Genomic DNA, 26,623 nt, shown 5'->3' on the forward strand with positions numbered 1-26,623 from the left:
TGGTACGAGTGGAGATTGCAGGGACATTACCCGGATGCGGTAAAGTGGCGCTATTGCGGTGCAGCGATACCGGCCCGTCCGGTGCGCGAACCTTCTTTGTTTTCAACACGTTGGAGTCAGGTCAATGCGATTGGTTCTGTTGGGACCGCCCGGTTCGGGCAAGGGGACGCAGGCGACGCGCCTGAAGGAAAAGCTGGGCATCGCCCACATTTCGACCGGTGACATGCTGCGCGCGGAAATCGCCGCGGGCTCGGAACTGGGCAAGCAGGCCAAGGCGGTGATGGACGCCGGCAACCTGGTGTCGGACGACATCCTGCTGGGCATGCTCGAGTCGCGCCTGACCCAGGCCGATGTCGCCAAGGGCTTCATCCTGGACGGCTACCCGCGCAACGTGGCCCAGGCCAACGCGATGGACGGCCTGCTGGCCAAGATCGGCAAGCCGCTGGATGCGGTGGTGCAGCTGGACGTGGCCACCGAGCTTCTGGTCGAGCGCATTGCCGGCCGTGCCCAGGAGCAGGGCCGTGCCGACGACAACCCCGAATCGGTGCGCCAGCGCCTGCAGGTCTACAACGACCAGACCGCCCCGGTGGTCGACTTCTACGCCGGCCGTGGCACCCTGGCCCGCGTCGATGGCGTGGGCGAGCTGGACGAGATCGAAGCCCGCATCCTGGCAGCGATCCAGCACTGAATCCGTCGGGCCGGCCATGCCGCCGGCCCCTTCGGGTACAAAAACACAGGCCTGATCCTTGCGGATCAGGCCTGTGTCGTTTCATAGGCGCCAGCGGAAGGCTTGCTCAAGGCCCCGCAGCATGAGCTCCCTTGGGGATGGCCTCTTGGGGAGTAGGACCGGTTCGGGTACTGCGGCTGGCGTTCTGAATTGTGTACGGGTTCACATAACATCGCTATCAGGAATTCCCCGACAGACGATTGGACTTTTCTCATAGTGGATGTAGGACTTGTCTGACCCTGATGCTGACAATGGCCCGATACAGCCGTGATCGGTCACAATCCCCGCTCATGAGCAACGTACATATCCTTGCAATCGCCGGCACCTTCATGGGCGGCGTGGCCGCGCTGGCGCGGGAACTGGGCCATGCGGTCAGCGGCAGCGACCAGGCCATCTACCCGCCCATGTCCACCCAGCTGGAACAGCTGGGCATCACCCTGGACCAGGGCTATCGGGCCGACAGCGTGCCCGCGGGCACCGACCAGGTCGTGGTGGGCAACGCCCTGTCGCGCGGCAACCCGGCCGTGGAAGCGGTGCTGGACCGGGGCCAGCGCTACATCTCCGGCGCGCAGTGGCTGGCCGAACAGGTGCTGCCGGGCCGTGACACCCTGGCCGTGGCCGGCACCCACGGCAAGACCACCACCACCACCATCCTCACCTGGCTGCTGGAAAGCGCCGGGCGCGTGCCGGGCTTCCTGATCGGCGGTGTTGCCGAGGATTTCGGTGTATCGGCGCGGGTAGGCCAGGGCCGCGAGTTCGTGGTCGAGGCCGACGAGTACGACACCGCCTTCTTCGACAAGCGCAGTAAGTTCGTGCATTACCGGCCGCTGGTGGCGATCCTCAACAACCTTGAGTACGACCACGCCGACATCTTCCCCGACGTGGCCGCGATCCAGCGCCAGTTCCACCATCTGGTGCGCACCGTGCCCGCGCGCGGTCGCCTGATCGTGAACGGCGAGGACCGCTACCTGGCCGAAGTGCTGGCGATGGGCTGCTGGACCCCGGTCGAGCGCTTCGGCTTCGACCCGTCGCTGGAATGGCATGCCGAACTGCTGGCCGCCGATGGCAGTGTCTTCCGCGTGCACCATCGCGGCCAGGCACTGGGCGATGTGCAGTGGTCGCTGCTGGGCCGCCACAACGTGCTCAACGGCCTGGCCGCGCTGGCCGCCGCGCATGCCGTGGGCGTGGCCCCGGCCGAGGTCATTCCGGCCCTGGCGCGCTTCAGCAGCGTCAAGCGCCGCATGGAAGTGATCGGCAGCCACGACGGCATCACCATCTACGACGATTTCGCCCACCACCCGACCGCGATCGCCACCACTCTCGAAGGCCTGCGCGCCAAGGTCGGCGATGCACGCATCGTGGTGGCCATGGAACCGCGCAGCAATTCGATGCGGCTGGGTGCCCATGCGCTGGCGCTGGCGCCGTCGCTGGCGCTGGCCGACGAAGTGGTGTTCCTGCACCGCCCGGAACTGGCCTGGGACGCCGCCGCGGTGATCGCCGCGGTGCGCGGCACGGCGCACGCGGTGCCTGATACCGACGCGCTGCTCGCCCGCCTGCAGGCCGACGTGCGCAGCGGCGACCACGTGGTGTTCATGTCCAATGGCGGCTTCGACGCCGCGCCGCGCCGGCTGCTGGCCGCGCTGCAGGGCCGATGAGCGCCGATACCGCGCTGCCGCTGTTCCCGCTGCACACCGCGCTGGTGCCGGGCGCAGTGCTGGGCCTGCGTGTGTTCGAACGGCGCTACCTTGACCTTGTGCGTGACTGTGGGCGCAGCGGCGAAGGCTTCGGCGTGTGCCTGATCCTGGACGGTCAGGAAGTGGGTGAGCCGGCCACGCCGGCCGCTTACGGCGTGCAGGTGCGGATCGAGGATTTCGACGTGGGCGCCGACGGCGTGCTGCAGCTGCGGCTGCGTGGCACCCGCCGCTTCCACGTCGAGCGCACGCGGGTGCGTGACAACGGCCTGGTCGTGGCCGACGTACGCTGGTGCGACGAGGATCCAGACGACGAGCTGCGGCCGCAGCACGCGCTGCTGGCCACCGTGCTGGGGCACATCATCGAACAGGCCGGCGAGGCCTATGCCCCGGCCACGCCGGCTCTGCTGGACCAGGCCAGCTGGGTAGGCTGGCGTCTGGCCGAGCTGTTGCCGCTGGCCGAACAGCAGCGCCTGCAGCTGCTGCAGCTGGACGACCCGCACCAGCGCCTGCAGCAGTTGCTGGGCTGGATGCCGTAAAGCCCCGCATTTGGTGGGTGCGCACCTTGGTGCGCACGCTCGGCATGCCATCCACGCATGGCGTGGATCTTATCTCTTGCCGATCTGGCACTTTAGGTGCCGAGAGCCCGGCGTGGGCGACCGTGTGGATCCAGGTTTTGCGACCGTGAAGTAGCTTGGGTCCCCACGCCGGATTCTCCCTGAATCGCCCGAACAGTTGGTTGAGTTGGCGCTCGAACTGATAAGACTGGGCAAGCAGGGAGAGCTCTCGACCCTGTCAGCCTAGCGGAGTTCTGTCATGTTTGGGATCGGGATCGATGTGAGCAAAGGTACGCTGGATGTGGCCGTCCATGAGGACCAGTTCCGCCAATTCAGCAACGACAAGCGTGGCTTTTCCAGCTTGATCCGGTGGCTGAAGAAGTGGCCCATCAAGCAGATTGTTCTCGAGGCCAGCGGGGGTTACGAGCGGGCCGCGCTGGATGCCTTGCACGCTGCCGGCCTGCCCATGGTGCGCATCAATCCGGCGCGTTCCCGACGGTTTGCCCAAGGCACCGGTCAGGCTGCGAAAACCGATAGGCTCGATGCCAAGGTGTTGGCGGAGATGGCCCATCTGCTGAAACTGACCCGCTACGTCCCGCCGGCTCCCTGGCAACAACGGCTGGCTGAATTTTCACAGTGCCGCAGGCAACTGGTGCAGATGCGGGTCAGTGAGACGCAGCGCTTGCGGCGTTTGGCTGACCCGGATCTGATTGCGATGAAGCAACGCCATATAGCTCAGCTATCTGAAGACCTGAAAAAATTGGATAGAGCTATCGCCGAGCAGGTTGAAGGACAGCCTTCCTGGAAAGACATCGGCTCCCTCAAAGGGGTGGGTCCCGTCTTGGTCAGCACGCTGGCCTGTGAGCTCCCCGAGCTGGGCAGCCTCGGGAGCAAAGCCATTGCATCCCTGGTGGGCGTGGCGCCGATGAACCGCGAAAGTGGGACGTGGCACGGCCAGCGGCGCATAAGTGGTGGGCGCGCGGTGGTGCGTGAAGCCCTCTACATGGCGGCCCTTACAGCCATCCGGTACGAACCACGGCTGCGCGATTTTTACGCTGGCCTGAAGGCCAAAGGCAAAGTGAGCAAGGTCGCCTTGGTGGCTGTCATGCGCAAAATGCTTGTGATCCTCAATGCCCGCAAGCGGGACGCCGAGTTGGCCCTCGGCAGACCCTGACAAGACAGTTGCTACTGTGTCGACCAAGGTCGACACCCACCAGAGCAGAACGCCGTTCGACAGATGGCATGGGGTCGGATCCCGTTGCTGCGCAACGGGCTCTGATCCCGCATTCTTTTCGATATCTGACAGATTCATCCACGCATGGCGTGGATCTACTGTGTCGACCAAGGTCGACACCTACCAGAGCAGAACGCCGTTCGACAGATGGCATGGGGTCGGATCCCGTTGCTGCGCAACGGGCTCTGACCCCGCATTCTTTTCGATATCTGACAGATTCATCCACGCATGGCGTGGATCTACTGTGTCGACCAAGGTCGACACCCACCAGAGCAGAACGCTGTTCCGACAGATCGCGGGAAACTGTCGAAGGCGGGGTGGGTCCGGTTGAGGGGGTGTCCGCGGCATGGATGCCGCGGCCAAGCTTACAGGGACGTACTTGCAGCGTCCCCCTCAACCGGACCCACCCCGCCATCCCACGGAATGCTCGCTTCGGCTTCGGCTTCGGCTTCGGCTTCGGCTTCGGCTTCGGCTTTTGCCGTTGCCGTTGCCGTTGCCGTTGCCGTTGCCGTTGCCGTTGCCGTTGCATTGAGCGGGTGCAGGGCGCAGCCCTGCCAAGCCCCCCACCCTATACTTGCCGCCGTGAGTGACTTCCCTGCCCTTGTTCCGCTGGATACCCCGCTGCTGGTCGCCTACAGCGGCGGGCTGGATTCGACCGTGCTGCTGCACTGGCTGTGGCGCTGCGCGCAGGCCAGCGCCACGCCGCTGCGCGCGGTGCACGTCCACCACGGCCTGCAGCCCGATGCCGATGCCTGGGTGCGCCATTGCCAACAGCAGTGCGATGCCCTGGGCATCGCCCTGGCGGTGCATCGCGTACAGGTCGCTACGGCCGACGGCCTGGGGCTGGAAGGTGCCGCGCGCCAGGCCCGGCGCGCCGCCTTCGGCGCCGAACTGCGGCCGGGCGAAACCCTCGCCCTGGCCCACCATCAGGATGACCAGGCCGAAACGTTCCTGCTGCGCGCACTGCGCGGCTCCGGCATCGATGGCCTGGCGGCGATCGCGGCCGACAGCACTTTGCACGGCCACCGCCTGTGGCGGCCCCTGCTGCACACCGCGCGCAGCGCGCTGCACGACTACGCGCAGCAGCATGCCCTGCGCTGGATCGAAGACCCCAGCAACGACCACGACCACGCCGACCGTAATTTCCTGCGCCTGCAGGTGCTGCCGCTGCTGCGCCAACGCTGGCCGCACGCAGCCGCGGCCCTGGCCGGCAGCGCCGACCACTGCGCGCAGACCCGCGCGATGCTGGACGAGGAAGATGCCGAACTGATCGCGCACTTGGAAGTGGCACCGCGCGTGCTGTCACTGGAGCTGCTGCGCCAGGTGGCGCCTGCGCGCGGTGCGCGCGTGCTGCGCGCCTGGGTGCGCGCGCACGGCGCCGCACCGCTGCCGGCCACGGTGCTGCAGCAACTGCAGCAGGAACTGCTGGCAGCGCCCAGTGATCGGCAGGCGCAGGTGCGCTGGCAGGACCACGCGATCCAGCAATGGCGTGGACATGCCTACCTGCTGCCGGCCGTGCTGCCCACGTTGCCGACCGACTGGCAGGTCACCTGGGATGGCCGCGCGCCACTGCCGCTGCCAGATGGTGGGCAATTGCGCCTGCTGGGCGGCGCGGCTTTTTCCCGGCCCCTGCAGGTACGCGCGCGCCAGGGGGGCGAGCGCATTCTGCTGCCCGGCCGCACCCATTCACACGCGCTGAAGGACTGCCTGCAGCGCGAGCACCTGGCGCCCTGGCGGCGCGCGCAGCTGCCGTTGCTGTTCGACGGCGAGCAGTTGCTGGCCGCCGCCGACGTGGTGGTTTCCGCGCCCCTGCAGGCGTGGCTGCAGGCCCACGACGCGCAGTTGCAGTGGCGCCCTGGCGGCTGGTGAATTGACCCCCGCGCGGCTGCCGTCCACACTTGTCGCATGGCCAAGAAGTCCCCCGAAAACGTCTCCCCGGTCGCCCAGTTCGAGCAGTCGCTCGAATCGCTGGAACAGCTGGTGGAGCAGATGGAAACCGGCGAGCTCAGTCTGGAAGCGTCGCTCAGTGCTTACGAACGTGGCGTGGGTCTGTACCGCCAGTGCCAGCAGGCGCTGGAGCAGGCCGAACTGCGCGTACGCCTGCTCAGCGACCCGGCCCAGCCGGACAGCGCCGAACCGTTCGACCCGCCCAGCCATGACGGTTGAGGCGCTGTTCGCGCACTGGCGCGACCGTATTGAAAGCCAGCTTGACGCCGCCCTGCCCTCGCCGGCCGATGCGCCGCAGCGTCTGCACCAGGCCATGCGCTATTCGGTGCTGGGCGGCGGCAAGCGCATGCGCCCATTGCTGGTCTATGCCAGTGGCCGCTTGTTCGGCGTACCGCTGCAGCAACTGGATGCGGCCGCCATGGCCGTGGAGCTGATCCACGCCTATTCGCTGGTGCACGACGACCTGCCGGCGATGGACGATGACGCCCTGCGCCGTGGCAAGCCGACCACGCATGTTGCCTTTGATGAAGCCACCGCGATCCTGGCCGGCGATGCCCTGCAGACCCGCGCCTTCGGCCTGCTGGCCGATGCCGCGCTGCCGGCCAGCCTGCGCGTGGCCTGCCTGCAGACCCTGGCCCACGCCTCCGGCGCAGCCGGCATGTGCGGCGGCCAGGCACTGGATATCGACGCCACCGGCCAGCAGCAGTCGCTGGCCGCGCTCACCCGCATGCACGCACTGAAGACCGGTGCGCTGATCCGCTCGGCGGTACGCATGGGCGCGCTGTGCGGCCAGGCGCCGGCGCCGGTGCTGGCGCAGCTGGACGGTTTCGCCGATGCGCTCGGCCTGGCCTTCCAGGTGCGCGATGACATCCTCGATGTCGAGGCCAGTTCCGAGCAGCTGGGCAAGACCGCCGGCAAGGACCAGGCCCAGGACAAGAGCACCTTCCCGGCGCTGCTGGGCATGGACGGGGCCAAGGCGCACCTGCGCGACCTGGCCGCGCGCATGCAGGCGGCACTGGCCGGTTATCACGAAGAAGCCGATGCGCTGCGTGCGCTGGCCACGTTGGCGGTGGAACGCGATCATTGATCGCGCTCGCCGGGCGTGGCCTGGCGCTACCTTCGCGCCGCAAACAGAAACGCCCGGCATTGCCGGGCGTTCTGCTGTCCACGTGCCGCCAGGATTACTTGATCAGGCGCAGCGCGAACGGGTAGCGGTACAGCTCGCCGTTGTTGGCCTTGACCGCAGCGATGATGCTGAAGACCAGGCTGAGCAGGCCGACGATCGGGGCCAGGATGGCGCCGATGATCACGAAGGTCAGGATGATGCAGATGAACATCGCGATGGCGATGGTGATCTGGAAGTTCAGCGCTTCCTTGGCCTGGTCGGTGACGAAGGACTTGCCTGCGTCGTCCTTGTTGATCAGCCAGATGATCAGGGCACCGATGAAACCGGTGAAGATGCCCAGCAGGTGCGCGGCCAGTGCCATGGTGCGCTGGTCGGACGGCGCGTTGCCGGCCGCCGGGACGTTATCGAAATCGCTCACGACAAAACTCCTTTTTTTTGGGTGGTCATGCGCGACCAGCTGCGGGCCGGTCGCGTCAGGCGGGCATAGCTTACGCCATCAACGCCATCAATCATTACCGGCGATCGTCATCCGCCCCACCAGGATCGAGCCGGTGCGGATGTGCGAGCGCGGGTCGACATCGCTGCCCACCGCTTCAATGCTGGCGAACATGTCGCGCAGGTTGCCGGCAATGGTGATGCCATCGACCGGGTACTGGATCTCGCCGTTCTCGACCCGGAAGCCACCGGCACCGCGCGAGTAGTCTCCGGTCACCCCGTTTACGCCCTGCCCCATCAGTTCGGTCACCAGCAGGCCGTTGCCCATCTGCCGGGCAATCTCGTGCAGGGAGCCGGCATTGGCGGCCAGCTGCAGGTTGTGTACGCCGCCGGCATTGGCGGTGGTCTGCAGGCCCAGCTTGCGCGCCGAATAGCTGCCCAGCACGTAGCGCTGCAGCACGCCGTCGGTCACCAGGGCCGAGGCGCGGGTGGCCACGCCATCGCCATCGAAGGCGGCCGAACGCAGGCCGCGGCGCAGGTGCGGCAGCTCTTCGATCTGCATCCATTCGGGGAACAGGCGCTGGCCCACGCTGTCCAGCAGGAAGCTGGCTTGGCGGTACAGGGCGCCACCGGACACGGCCGACAGCAGATGGCCGACCAGGCTGCGCGCCACTTCCGGGGCAAACAGCACCGGCAGGCTGCCGGTGGGCAGCGAGCGCGGCTGCAGCCGGGCCACGGTGCGCTCGGCGGCGCGACGGCCCACGTGGGCCGGGTCTTCCAGATCTTCGCGGGCCAGCGCGCCGGTGTACCAGCCGTCCCGCTGCATGCCATCGCCGGTGCCGGCAATCAGTGCGCAGCCAATCGAATGGTGGGTGCCGCGTTCGCGACCGATGAAACCATGCGAGTTCGCGTACACCGATACGCTCTGCATGCTCGACACCGAGGCGCCGTCGGAATTGCGGATCTGCGCATCGGCCTGGCGGCCGGCGGCCTCGCAGGCCAGGGCCAGGTCCACCGCCTGGTCAGCCTGCAGCGCCCACGGGTGCCAGCTGTCCAGATCGGGGAAATCGCGGGCCATCAGCGCCGCGTCGGCCAAGCCGGCGGCCGGGTCGTCCTCGGTGTGGCGGGCAATCGCGCACGCCTGCTCCACCGTGGCCTGCAGGCTGGCCTCGTTCAGGTCGGCGGTGCTGGCACTGCCCTTGCGCTGGCCGAAGTAAACGGTCACGGCAATGCCGCGGTCGCGGGTGGACTGCACGGTCTCCACCTCGCCAAGGCGGACATTGACCTCCAGCCCGCGGTCCTCGCTGCAGCTCACCTCGGTCTGGCTGGCGCCCAGCGCGCGGGCGCGGTCGATCAGCTGCTGGGAAAGGTCGGCCAGCCGTTCCAGCCGGGCCAGGCTGTCGTCGCCGGTGGCGACTTCAGGGGCGATCACGTTCAATGCTTTATCCTGTACAGGTTGGGCCCGGCATCACGCCGGGCGACTTTTTTTGAGATCAGGTAGGAACGATGCGCGGACGCGACGAAGAAACCGGTGAATTCCACGACAAGAGCCGCAGCCAGAACCGGCGCGACGCGCTCGATGTCCTGGCCCTGGGCGAGAAGCTTGTCTCGCTGACCCCGGCCCAGCTGGCGCGCCTGCCGATCCCGGAAGACCTGCTGCCGCATATCGCCGAGTGCAAGCGCATTACCGCCCACATCGCCCACAAGCGGCAGCTGGCGTTCCTGGCCAAGCACATGCGCCGCGAGGACGAGGCCACGCTGGACGCGATCCGCGATGCGCTGGACGCCAACAGCGAAACCGGCCGCCGCGAAGTGGCGATGATGCACCGCGCCGAAGACTGGCGCGAGCGCCTGCTGGCCGAGGGCGACAAGGCGCTGGCCGCCCTGCTGGACGACTACCCGCAGGCCGACCGCCAGCAGCTGCGCACGCTGGTGCGCAACGCCCAGGCCGAAAAGGCCAGGAACAAGCCGCCGCGCGCCTATCGCGAGATCTTCCAGGTGCTGCGCGCGCTGATGCTGCCGGCGGCGCTGGGCCTGAAGGCCGCGACCGACGAGGCCGACGACGTCGGCACCGACGAAGCCGACGAGGACTGAGTCCGCGCCGCCCCGGGCATGTGCGCTGGCCATCGCCGCGCTCAGGCCTGGGTACCGCCCACGGTCAGGCCCTCGATCAGCAGCGAGGGCTGGCCGACACCGACCGGCACGCTCTGGCCATCCTTGCCACAGATGCCCACGCCCTCGTCCAGGGCCAGGTCGTTGCCGACCATGCGCACCTTCTGCATGGTTTCCGGGCCATTGCCGATCAGCGTGGCACCCTTCACCGGCGCAGTAATACGGCCGTCTTCGATCAGGTAGGCCTCGGTGGCCGAGAACACGTACTTGCCGCTGGTGATGTCCACCTGGCCGCCGCCGAAGTTGACCGCATACAGGCCCTTCTTCACCGAACGGATCATTTCCTGTGGGTCGTGCTGGCCGGCACGCATGTAGGTATTGGTCATGCGCGGCATGGTCAGGTGCGCGAACGATTCGCGGCGACCGTTGCCGGTCGGGGCCATGCCCATCAGGCGCGCGTTCAGCGCATCCTGCATGTAGCCCACCAGGATGCCGTCTTCGATCAGCGTGGTGCACTGGCTGGGATGGCCTTCGTCGTCGATGTTCAGCGAACCGCGGCGCCCGTCCAGGGTGCCATCGTCGACGATGGTCACGCCCCGGGCGGCCACGCGTTCGCCGATGCGGCCGGCGTACACGCTGGTGCCCTTGCGGTTGAAGTCACCTTCCAGGCCATGGCCCACCGCCTCGTGCAGCAGCACGCCGGGCCAGCCCGGGCCCAGCACGACCGGCATCACCCCGGCCGGGGCCGGCACCGCATCCAGGTTCACCAGCGCCTGGCGCAGCGCTTCGCGGGCGAACGCTTCGGGACGGCCATCGGCGAACAGTTCGGCGTAGCCGTAGCGGCCGCCGCCACCGGCATAACCCGACTCGCGGCGACCATTGTGTTCCACGATCACCTGCACGTTCAGGCGCACCAGCGGACGCACGTCGGCGCCCAGCACGCCGTCGGTGCGGGCCACCAGCACGGTGTCCACGCCGCCGGACAGGCTGACCATCACCTGCTTGACCCGCGGGTCGGCCGCGCGCAGGTAGCCATCCAGGCGCTTGAGCACGTCCACCTTGGCTTCATTGCCCAGGCTGTCGATCGGGTCCAGCGTGGGGTACAGCGCGCGGGCGTTGCCGCGCAGCAGCGAACGGCCCTGCTGCGCGCCGCCCTCGCGGGAAATCGCGCGCGCCGACTGCGCCGCGGCCAGCAGTGCATCGGCATGGATATCGTCGGAATAGGCGAAGCCGGTTTTTTCACCGGCAATGGCGCGCACGCCCACGCCCTGTTCGATGGAATGGGCGCCGTCCTTGACGATGCCGTCTTCCACGCTCCAGCTCTCGCGCCGGGCATGCTGGAAGTACAGGTCGCCGAAGTCCACGCCGGGGCCGAGCAGCTGGCCGAAGGCGCGCTCCAGGCCAGCGGTATCCAGGCCGCCGGGGCGCAGCAGGCGGTCGTGGGCAAGGGTCAGGGCAGTATCAGTCATGGTCTCGATCTGGGGGTGCTGGCGTGGCCAGGCAAGGCCACGCGATGAACGGGGGCCGCGCTCAGCGCGGGCGCGGCAGGTCGGTCACGGTCGGCGGCGGAACCGGTACGGGAACCGGGGCCGGCGCGGGGCTGCGGTCGCGGTTGCGCTCGATCACTTCCACCTTGGGCTCCTTCCAGGGCCCGGTCACCCGGTAGGTGCGTGCGCCGATCTCGCCCAGTGGCTTGGACAATACCGCATTGGTGGCCGCACCCAGGGCGGCGCCCACCGGGCCACCGGCCACCGCGCCGACCACGGTCAGCAGGTTGCCGGCGCGCGGATTCACATCGATGGTCTGGTCGAACTGCTGCTGGCGCAGGTCGGTCTGGCCGCGGATGGTGATGTTCGCCGCGGGGCCTTCGATCAGCATCTTGTCGGTGCGCGCCATGCCGTTGCCGAACTGCATGCCGCCCTCGATCTGGTTGAAGGCAAAGCCCTTGGAGAAGAAGTCGCGGAAGTCGAACATCAGCCGGCGCGGCAGCTGGGCCACGCTCAGCAGGCCCAGCACGCGGCCGGCCCCCGGGTCCAGTTCCAGCAGCTGGCCGTTGCGTGCATGGATATCCAGCTGCCCCTGCAGGTTGCCCAGTTGGAAGTCGGACGGGCCGCCGGCCCACGAGGCCTGCAGCCGGGCCTGGCCGGAGCCCCCCCGCAACTGGCCGGCGTAATCGAAGTTCTGCAGCAGGCCGCCCAGATCCTCGCTGCGCACCTGGGCGTTCAGTTCAGTACGCGCACCGGCGCTCTTGCCCAGCCAGCGGCCGGTGATGTCGATTTCCTGGTCCGGCGCGCGGAAGCGCAGCTCGTCCACGCTCAGGCCCTGCGCCAGCGGGCGGGTGCGCAGCACGGCCTGGCCCAGCACCACCTTGCCGAACTTCAGGTCGGCGATGTCCAGCGCGAACGGCGGCAGCTTGGCCGGGTCCATGTCGTCGGCACCGGCGTGCACGTTCGCGGCGGGCGGCGTTGCCGCGCCGGCGGCTGCAGGCGGGGATTGCCAGTACACACGGTCCAGCGTGCCGCTGATCGTGCCACCGTCGGCATTGGGCACGCTCAGGCGGCCGGCCAGCGATGGGCCGTCCATGCGCACGTCCAGCGCCTGCGGCCCGGGGTGCAGCTGCAGCCGGGTCTGCGCGAACACACCGCCGATCAGCATCAGCTGGCCCACCTGCACATCCACCGTGCGCAGCGGCATGGGGTCGCCATCGCCGCCCGCACCGCGGGCCAGGCCAATCCATTCCAGCGCGTCCAGGGTGGGGCTGCGGCCGTTGATGGTCAGCCCGCTGGGCGGCGGCTCGCGGTCCACCTGGCTGCTGCCCAGGGTGACCTGCACACCGGTCTGGTTGTTGTGGCTGCGCGCGGCCAGCGCCAGCCGATCACCAAAGGCCACATCGATGCGTCCGGCCCCCATCGGCAGCTGTGCGGCCACGGTGGTGGCCAGCGGCTCGGCGGCCGGCTTGTCCAACGGTGCCGGCAGATCCAGGCGGGTGCCCACCAGGTCCGAACGCAGGCGCAGCTCGCTGGGCGGCGCGGCACTGCCGGGGGCGACCTTGGGCAGGTTGACCGCGATCGTCCACGGCGAGGTACCGTTGATGTAAGGCTTCAGCCAGGCCATTTCCGGCGCGCGATCAATCAGCACGCCGGCATCCAGGCTGGCCGACAACTCGGATTCAAAGGCCAGCCGCGCATCGCGCACGAAGCCACCGGCGCGCAGGCTCAGCGAGCCGTCCTGGCCCAGGTGGCGCACCGCCAGCGATTCGGCGGCGAACCCGGCGTTGCTGTAGCGGGCCTGGCCGTGCATGCCATCGAACGCCACGTCGAAGCGCTTGTCCGCCAGCTTCACCCCGGCCAGGTCCACCGTGCCCTGCAGGTGGCCACCGCCTTCGTCGTGGTGCAGGGGCTGCAGCAGATCGAAATGCACGTTGGCCGGGCCGCTGGCGCTCAGGTTGTCCAGGGTGTCGCCATATTCCTTGTGCAGGCCGCCCTGGCGCAGCATGGTCAGCAGCGCGCCCGCTTCGCTGCGGCTGTCGGCGCGCACGTACAGCGGCTGCTGGCCGAAATCGGGAATGCCGGCTTCAAAGTGCTGCACCGCCACCCCGGCCAGGTCGCCACTGCCCTGGATATGGAAGCCCGGCCCGATGAAGGCGACATCGGCATCCACCTGGCCCATCAACGGCCAGTCGTGCTGGAAGCGGATCTGCCCGTTGCTGATGTGGCCAGTGGCCTCGAAACGGCCATCGTTGTTGTCGAACGGCCAGTCATCCAGGTCACCACTGACCAGACCGATACCGCCCCGCACCTGGCCGCCGGCCAGGGCCATGTCCAGCCAGTCGGTGGCGCCCTTGCTCATCTTGGAATGGATCCAGAAGCGCTTGGCGGCGGTCATCGGCACATCGTCCAGCTTGGCCGCCAACTGCATCCACGGCCGCGAGCCGTCGCCCTGGAACCACAGCCCGCCACGCACGTCGGCCGCGTAATCGGTGCCCTGCACGCGCAGGGCCGGGGTGCCGATGCGCCAGCCACCGGCTTCATCGCGCCAGCCCACCACCTGCCCGGCCAGGTGCAGGTCGTGGCGCACGCCGAAGCCGCTGGGCCAATCGAACTGCAATTGCCGCTGCGGCTGCAGCTGCAGGCTGAAGCCATCGGCATCACCTTCGAAACGCCCGCCCAGGCCACGCAGGCCCGGCGCGCCGGCAACGCTGGCGAAGCCCAGCGATTGCAGCTCGCCCTGCGCCCACAGCGGGCCATCGCGTTCACCCCGCAGCTGCAGCGCGACCAGGTCCAGCTGCGGCCGCGCCAAGTACAGCCAACGGCGCAGGCCCGGGTCCAGCCGGTCGCTCAGGGCCAGCGCGCGCATGGCCGTGCCGGCCTGCACCGCACCGCTGCTGATCTGCAGCTGCCGGCCCAGGCGCACCTGCAGGCCATCGAGTTGTTGTGCGCCATCGTCGCCCTGCAGCCTCAGCTTCGGCACCTGCAGCACCCAGCCATCGGCCTGGCGTTGCCAGCGCAGCCGTGCCTGCAGCCGCTGCAGCTGCACCTGCGGGTGCGCCACGCCCGGCATCGGTGCGCCTTCAATGCGCAGCCCCCGCAGGTCCGAATCGGTGGTCACCGCCACCGGTGCGAAATCGCGCAGGGTCAGCCACAGGTTCAACTCCCCCTTGCCTTCGCGCAGGCGCACGCCGGCCCCGGCCAGCAGCGGCGCCCAGGCCTGGAAGTCCACCGGGTCGGCACCCAGCCACGCCTGGCCGTTGCCCTTGCGCCGGTCCAGTTCCAGCACCGCCGTCAGCGGCAGGGCCTCGGCCTGGGCCCAGGCACGCACGCCCACCTGCAGCCGATCGCCCTGCACGCGCAGGCGCAGATCAATGCGCGGCAGCGTGGCGTCGATGCCCAGTGCGGGCGCATGCACGGCCAGTTGACCGCCGATCACCTGCAACTCGCCCAGCCGGCGCAGCGCATCCAGCGGATCGCCTGCACCGCTGGACTGCGGCAGGCCACGCACGCTCCAGCGGCCGTCAGCGGCCTGCTGCAGGTCCAGCGACAGCCCACGCAGGCGCAGCTCGGTCAGCGAGCGCCCCGGCAGCAACCCGCTGTACATCGATACCAATACTTCCGCTTCGCCAATGGCCAGCCCCTGCCCGGCGCCGATACGCAGCCCCTGCAACTGCAGCAGCGGGCCGCGCCGGGTCCAGGCGGTCTGCAGGCGCTCGAAACGCACCGGCTGGCCGGCCCGCGCACTCAGCCACGCGGCGATCTGCTGCGGGTGGCGCTCGGCCAGCGGCAACAGTTGGCTGAGCGTGCCCACCAGCAGGGCAAACACGACCAGGCCTACCGCGCACGCGGCAATCAGATGACGGCGGATCCTTCGCAGTCGCAGGCGCGGCGGCGCGCTCATCGGCCGGCGCCGGACCGCAGCCGGCGTGGATCAGAGCAGAACCACATCGAACTGCTCCTGCAGGTACTGCTCGTCCGCCTGGAAACGGATGCTCTTGCCGAGGAATTCCTCCAGCTCGGCCACGGCGGCCGATTCCTCTTCGGTGATGCGTGCCACCACCTTGGTCGAGGCGATCACCAGCAGGCGCGCGGCATCGAACTGGCGCACCGCGCGGGTGATCTCGCGGAAGATTTCGTAGGTCACCGTTTCGGTGGTCTTGATGCTGCCGCGACCACTGCACTGCGGGCAGGTTTCCGACAACTGGCGCTCCAGGCTTTCCACGGTGCGCTTGCGGGTCATCTCCACCAGGCCCAGCGGCGAAAAGTCATAGACGGTGGTCTTGGCATGGTCGCGGGCCAGCGCCTTTTCCAGCGTGCGCAGCACCTGGCGGCGATGCTCGGCATCGTCCATGTCGATGAAATCGATGATGATGATGCCGCCCAGGTTGCGCAGCCGCAGCTGCCTGGCCACCGCCTGCGCGGCCTCCAGGTTGGTGCGGAACACGGTTTCTTCCAGGTTGCGCTGGCCCAGGAACGAACCGGTGTTCACATCGATGGTGGTCATCGCCTCGGTCTGGTCGATCACCAGGTAGCCACCGGATTTCAGCGGTACCTGCTTGTCCAGCGCGCGGCCGATCTCGTCTTCCACGCCGAACATGTCGAAGATCGGGCGGTCACCGCTGTACAGCTCGATCTTCTCGGCCAGCACCGGCATGTACTTGGCCACGAACGCCTGCAGCTGGGCGAAGGTTTCCTTGGAATCGACCTTCACCTTGTCCACGTCCTTGCGGATCAGGTCGCGCACCGAGCGCAGCGGCAGGCTCAGGTCTTCATAGATGTTGCTGCACGAGGGCGCCTCGCGGCCGCGCCGCTCGACCACGTTCCAGACCCGCGACAGATAGGCGATGTCCTCGGCAATGGCTTCGGCCGGCTGGCCCTCGGCATTGGTGCGCACGATGTAGCCGTAGCCACCGTGCTGGGCCGACAGTTCGGTCACCAGCGCCTTCAGCCGCGCACGCTCGCCTTCGTCTTCGATGCGCGCCGAAACACCCACCACCTTCGACTGCGGCAGCAGCACCATGTAGCGCGAGGGAATGCTGATCTGCGTGGTCAGGCGCGCGCCCTTGGTGCCGATCGGGTCCTTCACCACCTGCACCACGATGTCCTGGCCGTCGCGCAGCAGTTCCACGATGGGCACGCTGGACGGCGGCGGCAGGGTGGTGTTCTCGGTATCGGCACTGGCCACCGGCGCCGGCCGCACCACGTCGTTGGCGTGCAGGAACGCGGCGCGCTCGAGCCCCACTTCGACGAACGCAGCCTGCATGCCGGGCATGACCCGCTGCACCTTGCCCTTGTAGATGTTGCCGACCACGCCCCGGCGCCAGCCGCGCTCGATGTGCAGTTCCTGCAGCATGCCATTTTCGATCACCGCGACCCGGGTTTCGCGCGGGGTCACATTGACCAGGATTTCCTCAGACATCGGCAGCCTCCCTGGCGGCATGGGCAGTGGGGGCCGGCACGCCGCAGCGGGCCAGCAGGCGATCAGTGTGCAGCAACGGCAGCCCCATCACGCCGGAATAGCTGCCTGACAGGTGTTCGACCCAGCGCTCGGCGCCGCCCTGGATGGCATAGGCCCCGGCCTTGTCCAGCGGTTCGCCGGTCGCCACGTAGGCGGCGATGTCGGCCGCGGCGATCGGCGCGAAGGTGACCTCGGAGACCACCAGTTCGGTCTCCAGGCCCTGCGCGTGCACGACCACCACTGCGGTCATCACCTGGTGGGTACGCCCGGCCAGGCGCGCCAGCATGGCGCAGGCCTCGGCCGCGTCGGCCGGCTTGCCGAACACCTGGCCGTCCAGCACCACCTCGGTGTCCGAGCCCAGCACCCGCGCCTGCGGGTCGGCGGCCAGCACCCGGGCCAGCCCGGCGCTCGCCTTGTCGGCCGCAACCCGGCATACATACTGTTCGGCACTTTCCTCCGGCGCACGCTGCTCGGGCACCTCCAGGTCCAGGGCCTGGAAGGGGCGTTCGAGTCGGGCCAGCAGTTGGTTGCGTCGGGGCGAGCGGGAAGCGAGATAGAGCATCGGCACAGCATAACCTGAGGCCGCCACCTGAATCGTCGGCAACCCTGGCTTGAACGCCTTCAACCCCGAACGGACTCACAGCGCGTTCATCGCTACGACACCACCCTCACCGGCACACCAAGGAGATCCCATGCGCCGCACCGCCACCCCGCTGCTGCTTGCCCTGTCCCTCGCTCTTGGAGCTTCGATGACCGCCCATGCTGCCCCGCCGCCGCCGCCCGCGGTCGCCGCCGCCGAAGGCACCCTGCTGAACATCTCGGCCAACGCCGAAGCCACCCGCGTGCCGGACGTGGCCACCCTGTCGGCCGGTGTGGTCACCCAGGCCGCCGACGGCAACAGCGCCATGCGCCAGAACGCCCAGCAGATGGACAAGGTGCTGGCCGCGATCAAGGCCGCCGGCATTGCCGAACGCGACGTGCAGACCAGCGGCGTCAGCCTGAACCCGCAGTACCGCTACGCCGACAACGAGGCGCCGAAGATCACCGGCTACCAGGCCAGCAACACGGTCAGCCTGAAGGTGCGTGACATCGCCAAGCTGGGCAAGGTGCTTGATGCCCTGGCCGCGCAGGGCGCCAACCAGATCAACGGCCCGCAGTTCGAGATCGACCAGCCCGAGCCGGTCTACGACGAAGCCCGCCTGGCCGCGCTGAAGAAGGCCCAGGCCCGTGCCCAGACCTATGCGAAGTCGCTGGGCCTGCAGGTGCGTCGCATCGTCAGCATTTCCGAAAACAGCAATGGCGGCGTCCGCCCGATGCCGATGATGCGGGCGATGGCCGCTGGCGCCGCCATGGACAAGGCCACCCCGGTGGCACCGGGCGAATCGACCGTGTCGGTGAACCTGGACGTCGTGTTCGAACTGGGGCGGTAACCGCCGCCGGGCATGGCCTGGCGCTACCTTGCCGAAACACTCGACCTGCCGGTAGCGCGGGGCCATGCCCCGCGAGCACAGCGGCGCCGTACCTGCCGCCGGGCATGGCCCGGCGCTACCGCTTCATGAAGCCCAGCCCAACGGCGTCGCACCTGACTCTAGGCAGTGGCCGGTGGCTGGCGCTAATGATGAACTGCCAGCCGCGTGCGGCAACCCCGGCGGCGGCCCTGGTGCGTTGAGGACTTCAACACTGGCATGGAGGTGGACCATGGTTCGTACGTATCCCGCTGCATCCCTGCACTTCGACCCCGCCCGCATTGCCGCCTGGAGCGCGGCCATTGCCCTGCACCTGCTCGCACTGTTGCTGCTGCTGATCCCGGCAACCTACCAGGCCATCAGCGCCCTGCCCCGCGACGACACCACGGTGCGTTTCATCCCCAAGGAAGATCCCAAGCCGCTTGAGCCCACGCCGCTGCCGCCCAAGCCGGAAGTGGTGAAGCGGGTGCCGAAATCGCAGTCGGTACCGACCGTGACCCCGCCCCTGCCTGCGCCCACTGCCACACTGGACGAGGCCCAGGGCATCATCCTGCCGGCGGCCGCCGAGGTGGCAGTGGAAGCGCCGCCCACGCTGCAGCCGGGTGCTCCGGTCACCGGCGCCCAGCTGCAGTACCGCAGCGCGCCGCCGCCGAGCTATCCGGTGCCGGCCCTGCGAAACCACGAACAGGGCACGGTGCTGCTGCGGGTGGAAGTGGATCCGAACGGGCAGCCGGTGAACGTCAGCATTGAACGCAGCAGCGGTTCGCGCAGCCTGGACCAGGCCGCCCGCCAGCAGGTGCTGCGCCACTGGCGCTTCGTCCCGGCCGAGCGTGATGGCCAGGCGGTGTCCGCCATCGGCATGGTGCCGGTGCAGTTCAGCCTGCCCGATTGACCCACGGACCGGCCCGGCGATCTGCCGGGCCGGCTCCAACGCGGGCTGCGCCACAACCCGGCCATGGCTCTCCAATTCTTCAGTCGCGATCACATTTCTGTTACGAATTCAGTAAAACTTCACAACGCCGTCACCTGACAGAAACCTAGATTGAGCCGTCCCGGGACACACCGGCGACAGCCCTCGATGCTCGAGTTTTCCAGTCAGGAGAGAAGCTGTGAAACACCCGATCCAACGGCCCGCCAGCCGCCGCCAAAACCACCTGGCATTTTCCATTACCCACATCCTCACCGGCGGCGCTCTGCTGCTGGCCGGCGCCGTGGTCTCCCCTGCCTTCGCACAGGACCAGGCCACCAACCTCGACCGGATCACCGTGACCGGTTCGAACATTCCCCGCACCAACACCGAAACGCCGTCGCCGGTGCAGGTGGTGACCCGCCAGGAAATCGACCGCAGTGGCAAGACCACCGTGGCCGAATACCTGCAGACGCTCACCTCCGACGGTGCAGGCTCCATTCCCAAGACCTTCGGTAACGGCTTTGCAGGCGGTGGCGCCGGCATCTCGCTGCGCGGCCTGGGCGCCGGCTCCACGCTGGTGCTGTTGAACGGCCGCCGCATGGCCACCTATGGCCTGGCCGATGACGGCCAGAAGGTGTTCACCGACCTCAGCACCATTCCGCTTGACGCCGTCGAGCGCGTGGAAGTGCTGAAGGACGGCGCCTCGGCCATTTACGGTTCCGATGCGATCGCCGGCGTGGTCAACATCATCCTGCGCAGCGACTTCCAGGGCGCGATCCTGCGCGGTTCGTACGGTGTATCCGGCGATGGCGACGGCGATGCCAAGAAGGCTACGCTGACCGCCGGTACCGGCGACCTGTCCAGCGATGGCTGGAACGCCTTCTTCAGCCTGGACGTCGGCAAGACCGACGCGATCAAGATCAGCGACCGCAAGAACCGCAAGTGGATCGGCACCGGTGACATCCGTCGCTGGGGCTATGACGCCGCCGATGCGCAGTTCCTGGGCGGCGCCTACCTGTCCGGCGGCACTGCCGGTGGCGTGGGCCCGAACGGTTCGGTGTTCGATGACCGCAACGTGGACGATGAAAACCCGGCCTTCCTGGTCGCACTTCCGGGCTGCGCCGATCTGACCACCATTCCCGGCCAGAGCGATGCCACCGCACAGGCACAGGGCTGCCTGTGGAATCCGGCCCAGCTGTACCGCGACCTGAGCCCGGAAGAGAAGTACGTGAACGTGTTCGGCCGCGCCAGCTTCGCCTTCGGCGAAGGCGGCGAGGTCTACACCGAGATCGGCTACTCGAAGAAGGAAACGATCTTCAGCAACACCCCGTCCGGTGTTTCCGGCGGCTGGGGCTACCCCGGCGGCCCGGTCAACGCCAGCAGCGGCGACGGCGCCGTGGTGCTCAGCCCGACCCATCCGGACAACCCGATTCCGGGCCAGGCCTCGCGCCTGCGCTATTCGGCCTGGGATGTCGGCCCGCGCGTGACCAACAACACCAACGAGTTCAACCGATTCCTGGTGGGCGTGAAGGGCAACTGGGGCGACTGGAGCTACGACACCGCCTACCTGCATTCGGGCACCGACCTGGTCAACAAGCGCACCGGCTTCCTGCGCTACAGCGCCGTGCAGTGCGCGCTGGGTGACCCGGCCTGCGCCGGCGGCGTGTGGCGCATCGGCGACAACGCCGGCCTGAATTCGCAGGCGCTGTACGACTACATCTCGCCCACCATCAGTGCCCGCGCCAAGTCCAGCCTGGACATGTTCGACTTCACCGTCTCGCGCAGCCTGATGGATCTGAAGGGCGGCCCGCTCGGCCTGGCCATGGGTACCGAATGGCGCAAGACCAGCAACAGCCTGACCCCGCAGACCTACACCGACCAGGGTGACATCATCGGCCTGGGCTATTCGGCCTATGACGGCACCCAGAATGTGTACGCCGGCTACGTCGAACTGTCCGCGCCGGTGCTGGAACAGTTGGAACTGTCGGCCGCGCTGCGTTATGACAAGTACGAAAGCGGTGAAGGCAAGGCCACCCCGAAGCTGGGCGTGAAGTTCACCCCGGCCGACTGGATCGCCCTGCGCGCCAGCTACGCCGAAGGCTTCCGCGCGCCGAACCCGGCCGAAAACGGTGACGGTGGCCTGGCCGCCTTCTCCAACGCCCGCGATCCGGTGCGCTGCGCCATCGATCCGGACAACGAATGCACCGCGCGTTCGGTGGCCATCATCACCCGCCCCAATTCCGGTCTGAAGCCGGAAGAATCGAAGAGCTATTCGGTGGGTATCGTGCTGCAGCCGACCTCCAGCACCTCGCTGACGGTTGATGCCTGGGAGATCAAGCGCACCAACGAAATTGCCCAGGGCAGCACCGCCGACGCCATCGCCGCCGGCAACGTCCTGCGCGACAGCAACAACATCGGCGGCGTGGCCAACAGCGGCACCATCCTGGCGGTCAACACGCAGTACGTGAACGCCAACTCGTCGCGTGTACGCGGTATCGATACCGATATCCGCCAGACCTTCGACCTGGGCCCGGGCCAGCTGGAAATGGACCTGCAGTGGAGCCACCTGCTGAAGTTCGAGCGCACCGAGGGTGACACCACCGTCGATTACGTAGGCACGCACGGCAACTGCGACGTGACCAACTGCATCGGCACCCCGCAGGACCGCATCAACTTCGGCACCACCTGGAAGCAGGGGCCGTGGAGCGTGAGCGGCGTGGTGAACTACATCGACAGCATGGAAAACAAGGATCGCCGCGGTGGCGACTACCTGGCCTTCTATGAAGACGGTACGCCGGTGGAGAAGATCTCTTCGTTCACCACCTTCGATCTGTCCGGTCGCTGGAACATCACCGATGCGTTCGAACTGAACGCCTCGGTGCAGAACGTGTTCGACCGCATCGCCCCGCTCGACCCGTCCACCTACGGCGCGGTCAACTACAACCCGCTGCACTTCAGCGGTGCCATTGGTCGTTACTTCACCGTCGGCGCCAAGTACACCTTCAACTGATCCACGAAGGTCAACCGCACTGCAAAGGCCCGGGCATGTCCCGGGCCTTTGCTTTTTCACCACATGCGCGCGGCCATGATGAAGGCCTACCGCGCGAGGCACGACCGCATGCCGTCTTCCACGCAACGCCTGGGCCTGGCCGCGCTGACCGCGCTTGTCGTCGGTTCGATGGTCGGCGCCGGCATTTTCTCGCTGCCACAGAACGTGGCCCGCAGTGCCGGGCCGGCCGCCGCGCTGATCGGCTGGGCCCTGAGCGGCGCCGGCATGTTGATGCTGGCCTTCGTGTTCCAGGCGCTGGCCAACCGCCGGCCCGACCTGGACACCGGCATCTACGCCTATGCGCGCGAGGGCTTCGGCAACTACATCGGCTTTTCCGCCGCGTGGGGCTACTGGGTCGCCTCGGTGCTGGGCAATGCCAGCTTCTTCGTGCTGATCTTCAGCGGCCTGGGCCACTTCCTGCCGGTGTTCGGCGAGGGCAATACGCCCGTGGCCTTCGCTGCCTCCTCGCTGCTGCTGTGGACGGTGCACCTGCTGGTGCTGCGGGGCCTGCGCACCGCCGCCATCATCAACGGCCTGGTGACCGTGGCCAAGCTGGTCCCGATCGCCTTGTTCCTGGTGCTGGCCGCCGGGGCATTCCGCATGGATGTGTTCCGCGCCGACTTCTTCGGCACACCCGCGCTGGGCGATCTGGGCACGCAGCTGCGCGGGATGATGCTGGTGACGGTGTGGGTATTCATCGGCATTGAAGGAGCCAGCATCTATTCGCGGCGTGCGGCCCGCCGCGCCGACGTCGGCCGCGCCACGGTGATCGGCTTCGTGGGGGTGTGGCTGCTGCTGGTGCTGGTCAGCCTGCTGTCGATGGGGGTGCTGTCGCAGGCCGAGCTGGCCGGCCTGCCCAACCCGTCGATGGCGTATGTGCTGCGCGCCATCGTCGGCGAATGGGGCGCTACCCTGATCATCATCGGCTCGATCATTTCCGTGCTGGGCGCATTGCTGGCCTGGGTGCTGCTGTGCGGTGAAGTGCTGTACGCAGCGGCCGGCGACGGCACCATGCCTGCCTTCCTGGGCCGCGAAAACGCGCGCGGCGTGCCAGCCAATGCGCTATGGATGAGCAACGGCCTGATCCAGCTGTTCCTGCTGCTGGTGCTGTTCAATTCAGGCAGCTATACCAGTCTGGTGCTGCTGGCCGCGTCGATGAGCCTGGTGCCGTATTTCCTGTCGGCGGCCTTCGCCGTGCAGCTGGCCTGGCGCGGCCAGGCCTATGCGGGCGAAACCGGCGTGCGCTGGCGCGACTTCAGTGTTGCGCTGCTGGCCAGCACTTACGCGTTGTGGCTGGTCTATGCCGGCGGTGTGGACAACCTGCTGCTGTCGGTGCTGTTGTACGTGCCCGGCGTGGTGTTGTTCGCGCTGACCCGGCGCCAGCGTGGGCAGGTCGTGTTCACCCGCTGGGAAGCGGCATTGTTCGGCGCGATCGTGTTGGTGGCGATCGCCACCCTGGTCGCATTCTGGCGCGGCGCACTGACCTTGTAGAGTCGAGCCATGCTCGACTGGCTCTTGCACCGTGCGCACAACAGTCGAGCAGGCCCGACGCCACGCATCACGCACAAAAAAAAACCTGCATCTCGCGATGCAGGTTTTCAAAGGTGGCGCCCGAAGTTGGACTCGAACCAACGACCCCCTGATTAACAGTCAAGTGCTCTAACCGGCTGAGCTATTCGGGCAGACGACTAGTATAACCACTCTTCACGCGCGATGGTAGGGGTGATTGGCAATCATTGCCGCAGCCCGATACAGCTGCTCGGCCACCACCAGCCGTACCAGCATGTGCGGCAGGGTCAGCGGGCCGATCGACCACTTCTCATCGGCCAACGCAGATACCTCTGGCGAATGCCCTTCCGGGCCGCCGATCAGGAAGGCCAGGTCCCTGCCCTGCCCACGCCAGTGCTCCAGGCGCTGTGCCAGCTGTTCGGAACTGAGCTGGCGACCGGGCACATCCAGTGCCACCACGTAGGCATTCTTCGGCAATGCAGCGATCACCCGCTTGCCTTCGTCTTCGGTTGCACGGCGCGCATCGCGGCCCTTGCCACGCAGGCCGGGTTCGATTTCCACCAGTTCAAACGGCAACCAGTGCGAGAGCCGCTTCTGGTACTCGGCAAACCCCTGCGCCACCCAGCTGGGGGCACGTTCGCCGGTAGCGATCAGACGGGCTTTCATCAAACAATCCTCCACAAACGTCGACGGCGCCATCGGCGCCGTCGAAGGGGTGCGTCAACGTGTGGCTCAGGCCACTTCGTCGTCGCTGGTCGGCGGCTGGTCGCCCACGGTCCACAGGCGCTCCAGCGCGTAGAACTCGCGCACGCGCGGCAGCATCACGTGCACGATCACGTCGCCCAGGTCCACCAGCACCCATTCGGCTTCGCGCTCGCCTTCCACGCCCAGCGGCATCACGTCGATCTTCTTGGCGAAGCGCACGACTTCATCGGCGATCGACTTCACGTGGCGGGTGGAGGTACCGGAGACGATGACCAGGTAGTCGGCGACGCTGGACTTGCCACGCACGTCGATCTCGACCGGGTCCTTGGCCTTCAGGTCTTCGGTGGCTTGGCGGACGCTGGCCAGCAGTTCCGGCACCGAAGGCGGCGGGCTGGGCAGTTCGACCTTGATGGTCTGGGGCTGGGTCTGGTTGCTCAAAACGGATCGACTCGATAAACGTGGGGGCGATTATACGGGCAAGGCGCGCCCGCGGCATTCACGGGGTGGCCGGCCGGTACAGGCCGTGGTCGACCACGTAATCGGCCACCGCCGGCGGCAGCAGGGCCCGCCACGGGCCGGTCGCGGCAATCTGCGCACGCACCGCGCTGGCCGATTCCGAGCGCAGCGGGTGGTGCAGGCGCAGCACCCGCCCGCTTGGGCTGGCGAACAGGGCCTGCTCGTTGTCGGCCCAGCGGCCATCCAGGGCCTGGCCCAGGGCGCCATCCACCGAATCCTGCAGCGGGCTGCCCGGGCGCTCGGCAACAATGAAGTGGGCCAGGTCGAACAGGGCCTGCCACTCGTGCCAGGCCGGCAGGGCCAGCAGGCTGTCGGCGCCGACCAGCCAGGCCAGCGGCCGGCTCGGGCCCAGCTCGGCGCGCAGTTCGCGCAGGGTGTCTACGGTGTAGGAAGGGCGACCCGGGAAGCGCTTGGCCCGTTCCAGCTCGCGCCGGTCCAGCAGCAGGCCGGGCTCGTCGCCGATGGCCAGCGAGAGCATGCGGCAGCGTTGCTCGGCGGTGGCCCCCGGCGGCGCCCGGTGCGGCGGGTCGGCCGCCGGCAGCAGCCGCACCGCCACCTGCAGTTCATCGCGGGCAGCGCGGGCGATCGCCAGATGCCCCAGGTGCACCGGATCGAAGGTGCCCCCGTAATAGATGCGCAGGCTCATGGCTCAGGCCCGGGCCAGCAGGCGCACGGCGCGGGCCTCGGCCACGGCCACCAGCAACCGCTCCAGGGCCAGCCAGGCATCGCCATCGGCGCGCCCCTTGGCAATACGATCGACCAGGCCGGCTTCGGCCACGAAACGTTCCCAGCGCTTGCCTTCCGGGTGGCGCTGCAACGCACGCTTGTAGGGCGCCTGGCGCGATTCCCAGATACCGCGCGACTTCATTTCCGCGGCCAGATTGCCGCCGCGCGCCTGCACCCGGGCCAGGCTGGCGCCGGCCAGCAGTTCGCGGATGACCATCGGCATCAGCGCGGCCACCGCCTCGCCTTCGCCGCGCAGCCCGGCCAGCATGCGCAACACCGCCTGCGGCTGCCCGGAGAACGTGGCCTCCAGCAGACGAAACACGTCGTAGCGGGCGGCGTCGGCCACCAGCGATTCCATCCGTTCCACGTCCAGCGGCTGGCCGTCGGCCAGCAATGCCAGCTTGTCGATCTCCTGCGCAGCCGCCAGCAGGTTGCCTTCCACGCGTTCGGCCAGGCGCTGCACCGCGGCGGGATCGGCGCGCAGGCCCTTGCCACGCAGGCGGCGCTCGATCCAGTCGGGCAGTTCGTGCGGCTTGATCGCCCAGGCCACCGACAGCACGCCGACGCGGTTCACCGCTTCGGCCCACTTGCCCTGGTGGGCCTTGCTCCATTCATTGGCGGTGATCAGCAGTACCACGTCCGGCGCCGGGTTGGCGCAGAACTGGCTGATCACTTCGGCGCCGTCCTTACCCGGCTTGCCGCTGGGCAGGCGTACTTCCACCAGCCGGCGGGCGCTGAACAGGCTGGGCGCATTGAAGCTGGCGTCAAGCTGGTTCCAGTCGAAGTCGCGGCCATCGGCATCGAACACTTCACGTTCGCCGATGCCAGCGGCGCGGGCGCGTGCGCGCACGGCATCGGCCGCTTCCAGCACACGCAGGGTTTCCGGCCCGGCGATCAGGTACACCGGCGCCAGCGCGGTATCACCGCCCTGGCTGGCCAACTGCTCCGGACGCAGTTCCATCGCT

Annotated in this window: 22 protein-coding genes and 1 tRNA gene; 12 read left to right on the top strand and 11 right to left on the bottom strand. The window is 68.1% G+C overall.

Annotated elements, in window-relative coordinates:
* Nucleotides 1-124 precede the first annotated feature (124 nt).
* From C1922_RS15785 to C1922_RS15820, 7 genes are all read left to right on the top strand, one after another.
* A complete protein-coding gene (locus C1922_RS15785) occupies nt 125-688 on the top strand; it encodes an adenylate kinase (RefSeq protein ID WP_108750628.1) in 564 nt (187 codons plus the stop codon).
* Nucleotides 689-1,017: 329 nt separating this feature from the next.
* Nucleotides 1,018-2,382 (top strand): UDP-N-acetylmuramate:L-alanyl-gamma-D-glutamyl-meso-diaminopimelate ligase, encoded by a 1,365-nt coding sequence (mpl, locus tag C1922_RS15790; protein WP_108750629.1) that lies wholly within the window; start codon nt 1,018-1,020, stop codon nt 2,380-2,382.
* A complete protein-coding gene (locus C1922_RS15795) occupies nt 2,379-2,957 on the top strand; it encodes an LON peptidase substrate-binding domain-containing protein (RefSeq protein WP_108750630.1) in 579 nt (192 codons plus the stop codon). Before mpl ends, C1922_RS15795 begins: the two co-directional genes overlap by 4 nt.
* 277 nt (nt 2,958-3,234) lie before the next feature.
* Complete coding sequence (locus C1922_RS15800) at nt 3,235-4,149, top strand: IS110 family transposase (RefSeq protein ID WP_108750631.1); 915 nt, start codon at nt 3,235-3,237, stop codon at nt 4,147-4,149.
* 642 nt (nt 4,150-4,791) lie between these two features.
* Entirely contained in the window at nt 4,792-6,078 is a 1,287-nt protein-coding gene (gene tilS / locus C1922_RS15810; RefSeq protein WP_108750633.1) for a tRNA lysidine(34) synthetase TilS, read from the top strand.
* A 36-nt stretch (nt 6,079-6,114) separates the two neighbouring features.
* A complete protein-coding gene (locus C1922_RS15815; protein ID WP_108750634.1) occupies nt 6,115-6,375 on the top strand; it encodes an exodeoxyribonuclease VII small subunit in 261 nt (86 codons plus the stop codon).
* Nucleotides 6,365-7,243: a farnesyl diphosphate synthase gene (locus C1922_RS15820; RefSeq protein WP_108750635.1), complete on the top strand. Its 879-nt coding sequence runs from the start codon at nt 6,365-6,367 to the stop codon at nt 7,241-7,243. Before C1922_RS15815 ends, C1922_RS15820 begins: the two co-directional genes overlap by 11 nt.
* A 94-nt stretch (nt 7,244-7,337) precedes the next feature.
* On the opposite strand, the gene C1922_RS15825 is transcribed toward C1922_RS15820, so the two are convergent.
* Entirely contained in the window at nt 7,338-7,700 is a 363-nt protein-coding gene (locus C1922_RS15825) for a DUF4870 domain-containing protein (RefSeq protein WP_108750636.1), read from the bottom strand.
* Nucleotides 7,701-7,787: 87 nt separating this feature from the next.
* The gene (gene pmbA / locus C1922_RS15830; protein WP_108750637.1) at nt 7,788-9,155 is read right to left on the bottom strand and encodes a metalloprotease PmbA; all 1,368 of its coding nucleotides are present in this window, start codon (nt 9,153-9,155) and stop codon (nt 7,788-7,790) included.
* A 68-nt stretch (nt 9,156-9,223) separates the two neighbouring features.
* On the opposite strand from pmbA, the gene yjgA reads away from it, so the two are divergent.
* Nucleotides 9,224-9,811 (top strand): ribosome biogenesis factor YjgA, encoded by a 588-nt coding sequence (yjgA, locus tag C1922_RS15835; protein ID WP_108750638.1) that lies wholly within the window; start codon nt 9,224-9,226, stop codon nt 9,809-9,811.
* Nucleotides 9,812-9,852: 41 nt separating this feature from the next.
* On the opposite strand, the gene tldD is transcribed toward yjgA, so the two are convergent.
* From tldD to C1922_RS15855, 4 genes are all read right to left on the bottom strand, one after another.
* On the bottom strand, nt 9,853-11,298 hold the full coding sequence (tldD, locus tag C1922_RS15840; protein WP_108750639.1) for a metalloprotease TldD: 1,446 nt from the start codon (nt 11,296-11,298) through the stop codon (nt 9,853-9,855).
* 61 nt (nt 11,299-11,359) lie between these two features.
* On the bottom strand, nt 11,360-15,220 hold the full coding sequence (locus C1922_RS15845) for a YhdP family protein (protein ID WP_108750640.1): 3,861 nt from the start codon (nt 15,218-15,220) through the stop codon (nt 11,360-11,362).
* Between the two features lie 30 nt (nt 15,221-15,250).
* Complete coding sequence (rng, locus tag C1922_RS15850) at nt 15,251-16,738, bottom strand: ribonuclease G (RefSeq protein WP_108750641.1); 1,488 nt, start codon at nt 16,736-16,738, stop codon at nt 15,251-15,253.
* Nucleotides 16,731-17,339 carry a Maf family nucleotide pyrophosphatase gene (locus C1922_RS15855; RefSeq protein WP_108750642.1) on the bottom strand — a complete coding sequence of 203 codons (609 nt, stop codon included), beginning with the start codon at nt 17,337-17,339 and terminating at the stop codon, nt 16,731-16,733. Before C1922_RS15855 ends, rng begins: the two co-directional genes overlap by 8 nt.
* Nucleotides 17,340-17,469: 130 nt before the next feature.
* Here C1922_RS15855 and C1922_RS15860 point away from each other — a divergent pair, with 130 nt between their 5' ends.
* The 4 genes from C1922_RS15860 to C1922_RS15875 all read left to right on the top strand — a co-directional run bounded on the left by C1922_RS15860 (nt 17,470) and on the right by C1922_RS15875 (nt 23,693).
* Entirely contained in the window at nt 17,470-18,207 is a 738-nt protein-coding gene (locus C1922_RS15860; protein WP_108750643.1) for an SIMPL domain-containing protein, read from the top strand.
* A 268-nt stretch (nt 18,208-18,475) separates the two neighbouring features.
* Nucleotides 18,476-19,135, top strand: coding sequence for an energy transducer TonB (locus C1922_RS15865; protein WP_108750644.1), 660 nt, complete (start codon nt 18,476-18,478; stop codon nt 19,133-19,135).
* Between the two features lie 217 nt (nt 19,136-19,352).
* Nucleotides 19,353-22,163, top strand: a complete 2,811-nt coding sequence (locus C1922_RS15870; RefSeq protein WP_108750645.1) for a TonB-dependent receptor — start codon at nt 19,353-19,355, stop codon at nt 22,161-22,163.
* 108 nt (nt 22,164-22,271) lie between these two features.
* The gene (locus tag C1922_RS15875) at nt 22,272-23,693 is read left to right on the top strand and encodes a basic amino acid/polyamine antiporter (RefSeq protein WP_108751626.1); all 1,422 of its coding nucleotides are present in this window, start codon (nt 22,272-22,274) and stop codon (nt 23,691-23,693) included.
* A gap of 114 nt (nt 23,694-23,807) precedes the next feature.
* Here the strand turns inward: C1922_RS15875 and C1922_RS15880 are convergent.
* From C1922_RS15880 to holA, 5 genes are all read right to left on the bottom strand, one after another.
* Nucleotides 23,808-23,884 (bottom strand) — tRNA-Asn (locus C1922_RS15880).
* Nucleotides 23,885-23,906: 22 nt separating this feature from the next.
* The gene (rlmH, locus tag C1922_RS15885) at nt 23,907-24,377 is read right to left on the bottom strand and encodes a 23S rRNA (pseudouridine(1915)-N(3))-methyltransferase RlmH (protein ID WP_079222687.1); all 471 of its coding nucleotides are present in this window, start codon (nt 24,375-24,377) and stop codon (nt 23,907-23,909) included.
* A gap of 66 nt (nt 24,378-24,443) precedes the next feature.
* A complete protein-coding gene (gene rsfS, locus C1922_RS15890; protein ID WP_108750646.1) occupies nt 24,444-24,854 on the bottom strand; it encodes a ribosome silencing factor in 411 nt (136 codons plus the stop codon).
* Nucleotides 24,855-24,912: 58 nt separating this feature from the next.
* On the bottom strand, nt 24,913-25,578 hold the full coding sequence (nadD, locus tag C1922_RS15895; protein WP_108750647.1) for a nicotinate-nucleotide adenylyltransferase: 666 nt from the start codon (nt 25,576-25,578) through the stop codon (nt 24,913-24,915).
* Between the two features lie 3 nt (nt 25,579-25,581).
* Nucleotides 25,582-26,619, bottom strand: a complete 1,038-nt coding sequence (holA, locus tag C1922_RS15900) for a DNA polymerase III subunit delta (RefSeq protein ID WP_108750648.1) — start codon at nt 26,617-26,619, stop codon at nt 25,582-25,584.
* Nucleotides 26,620-26,623: the final 4 nt, after the last annotated feature.

The sequence above is a fragment of the Stenotrophomonas sp. ZAC14D2_NAIMI4_7 genome, from assembly GCF_003086675.1.
Lineage (GTDB): Bacteria > Pseudomonadota > Gammaproteobacteria > Xanthomonadales > Xanthomonadaceae > Stenotrophomonas.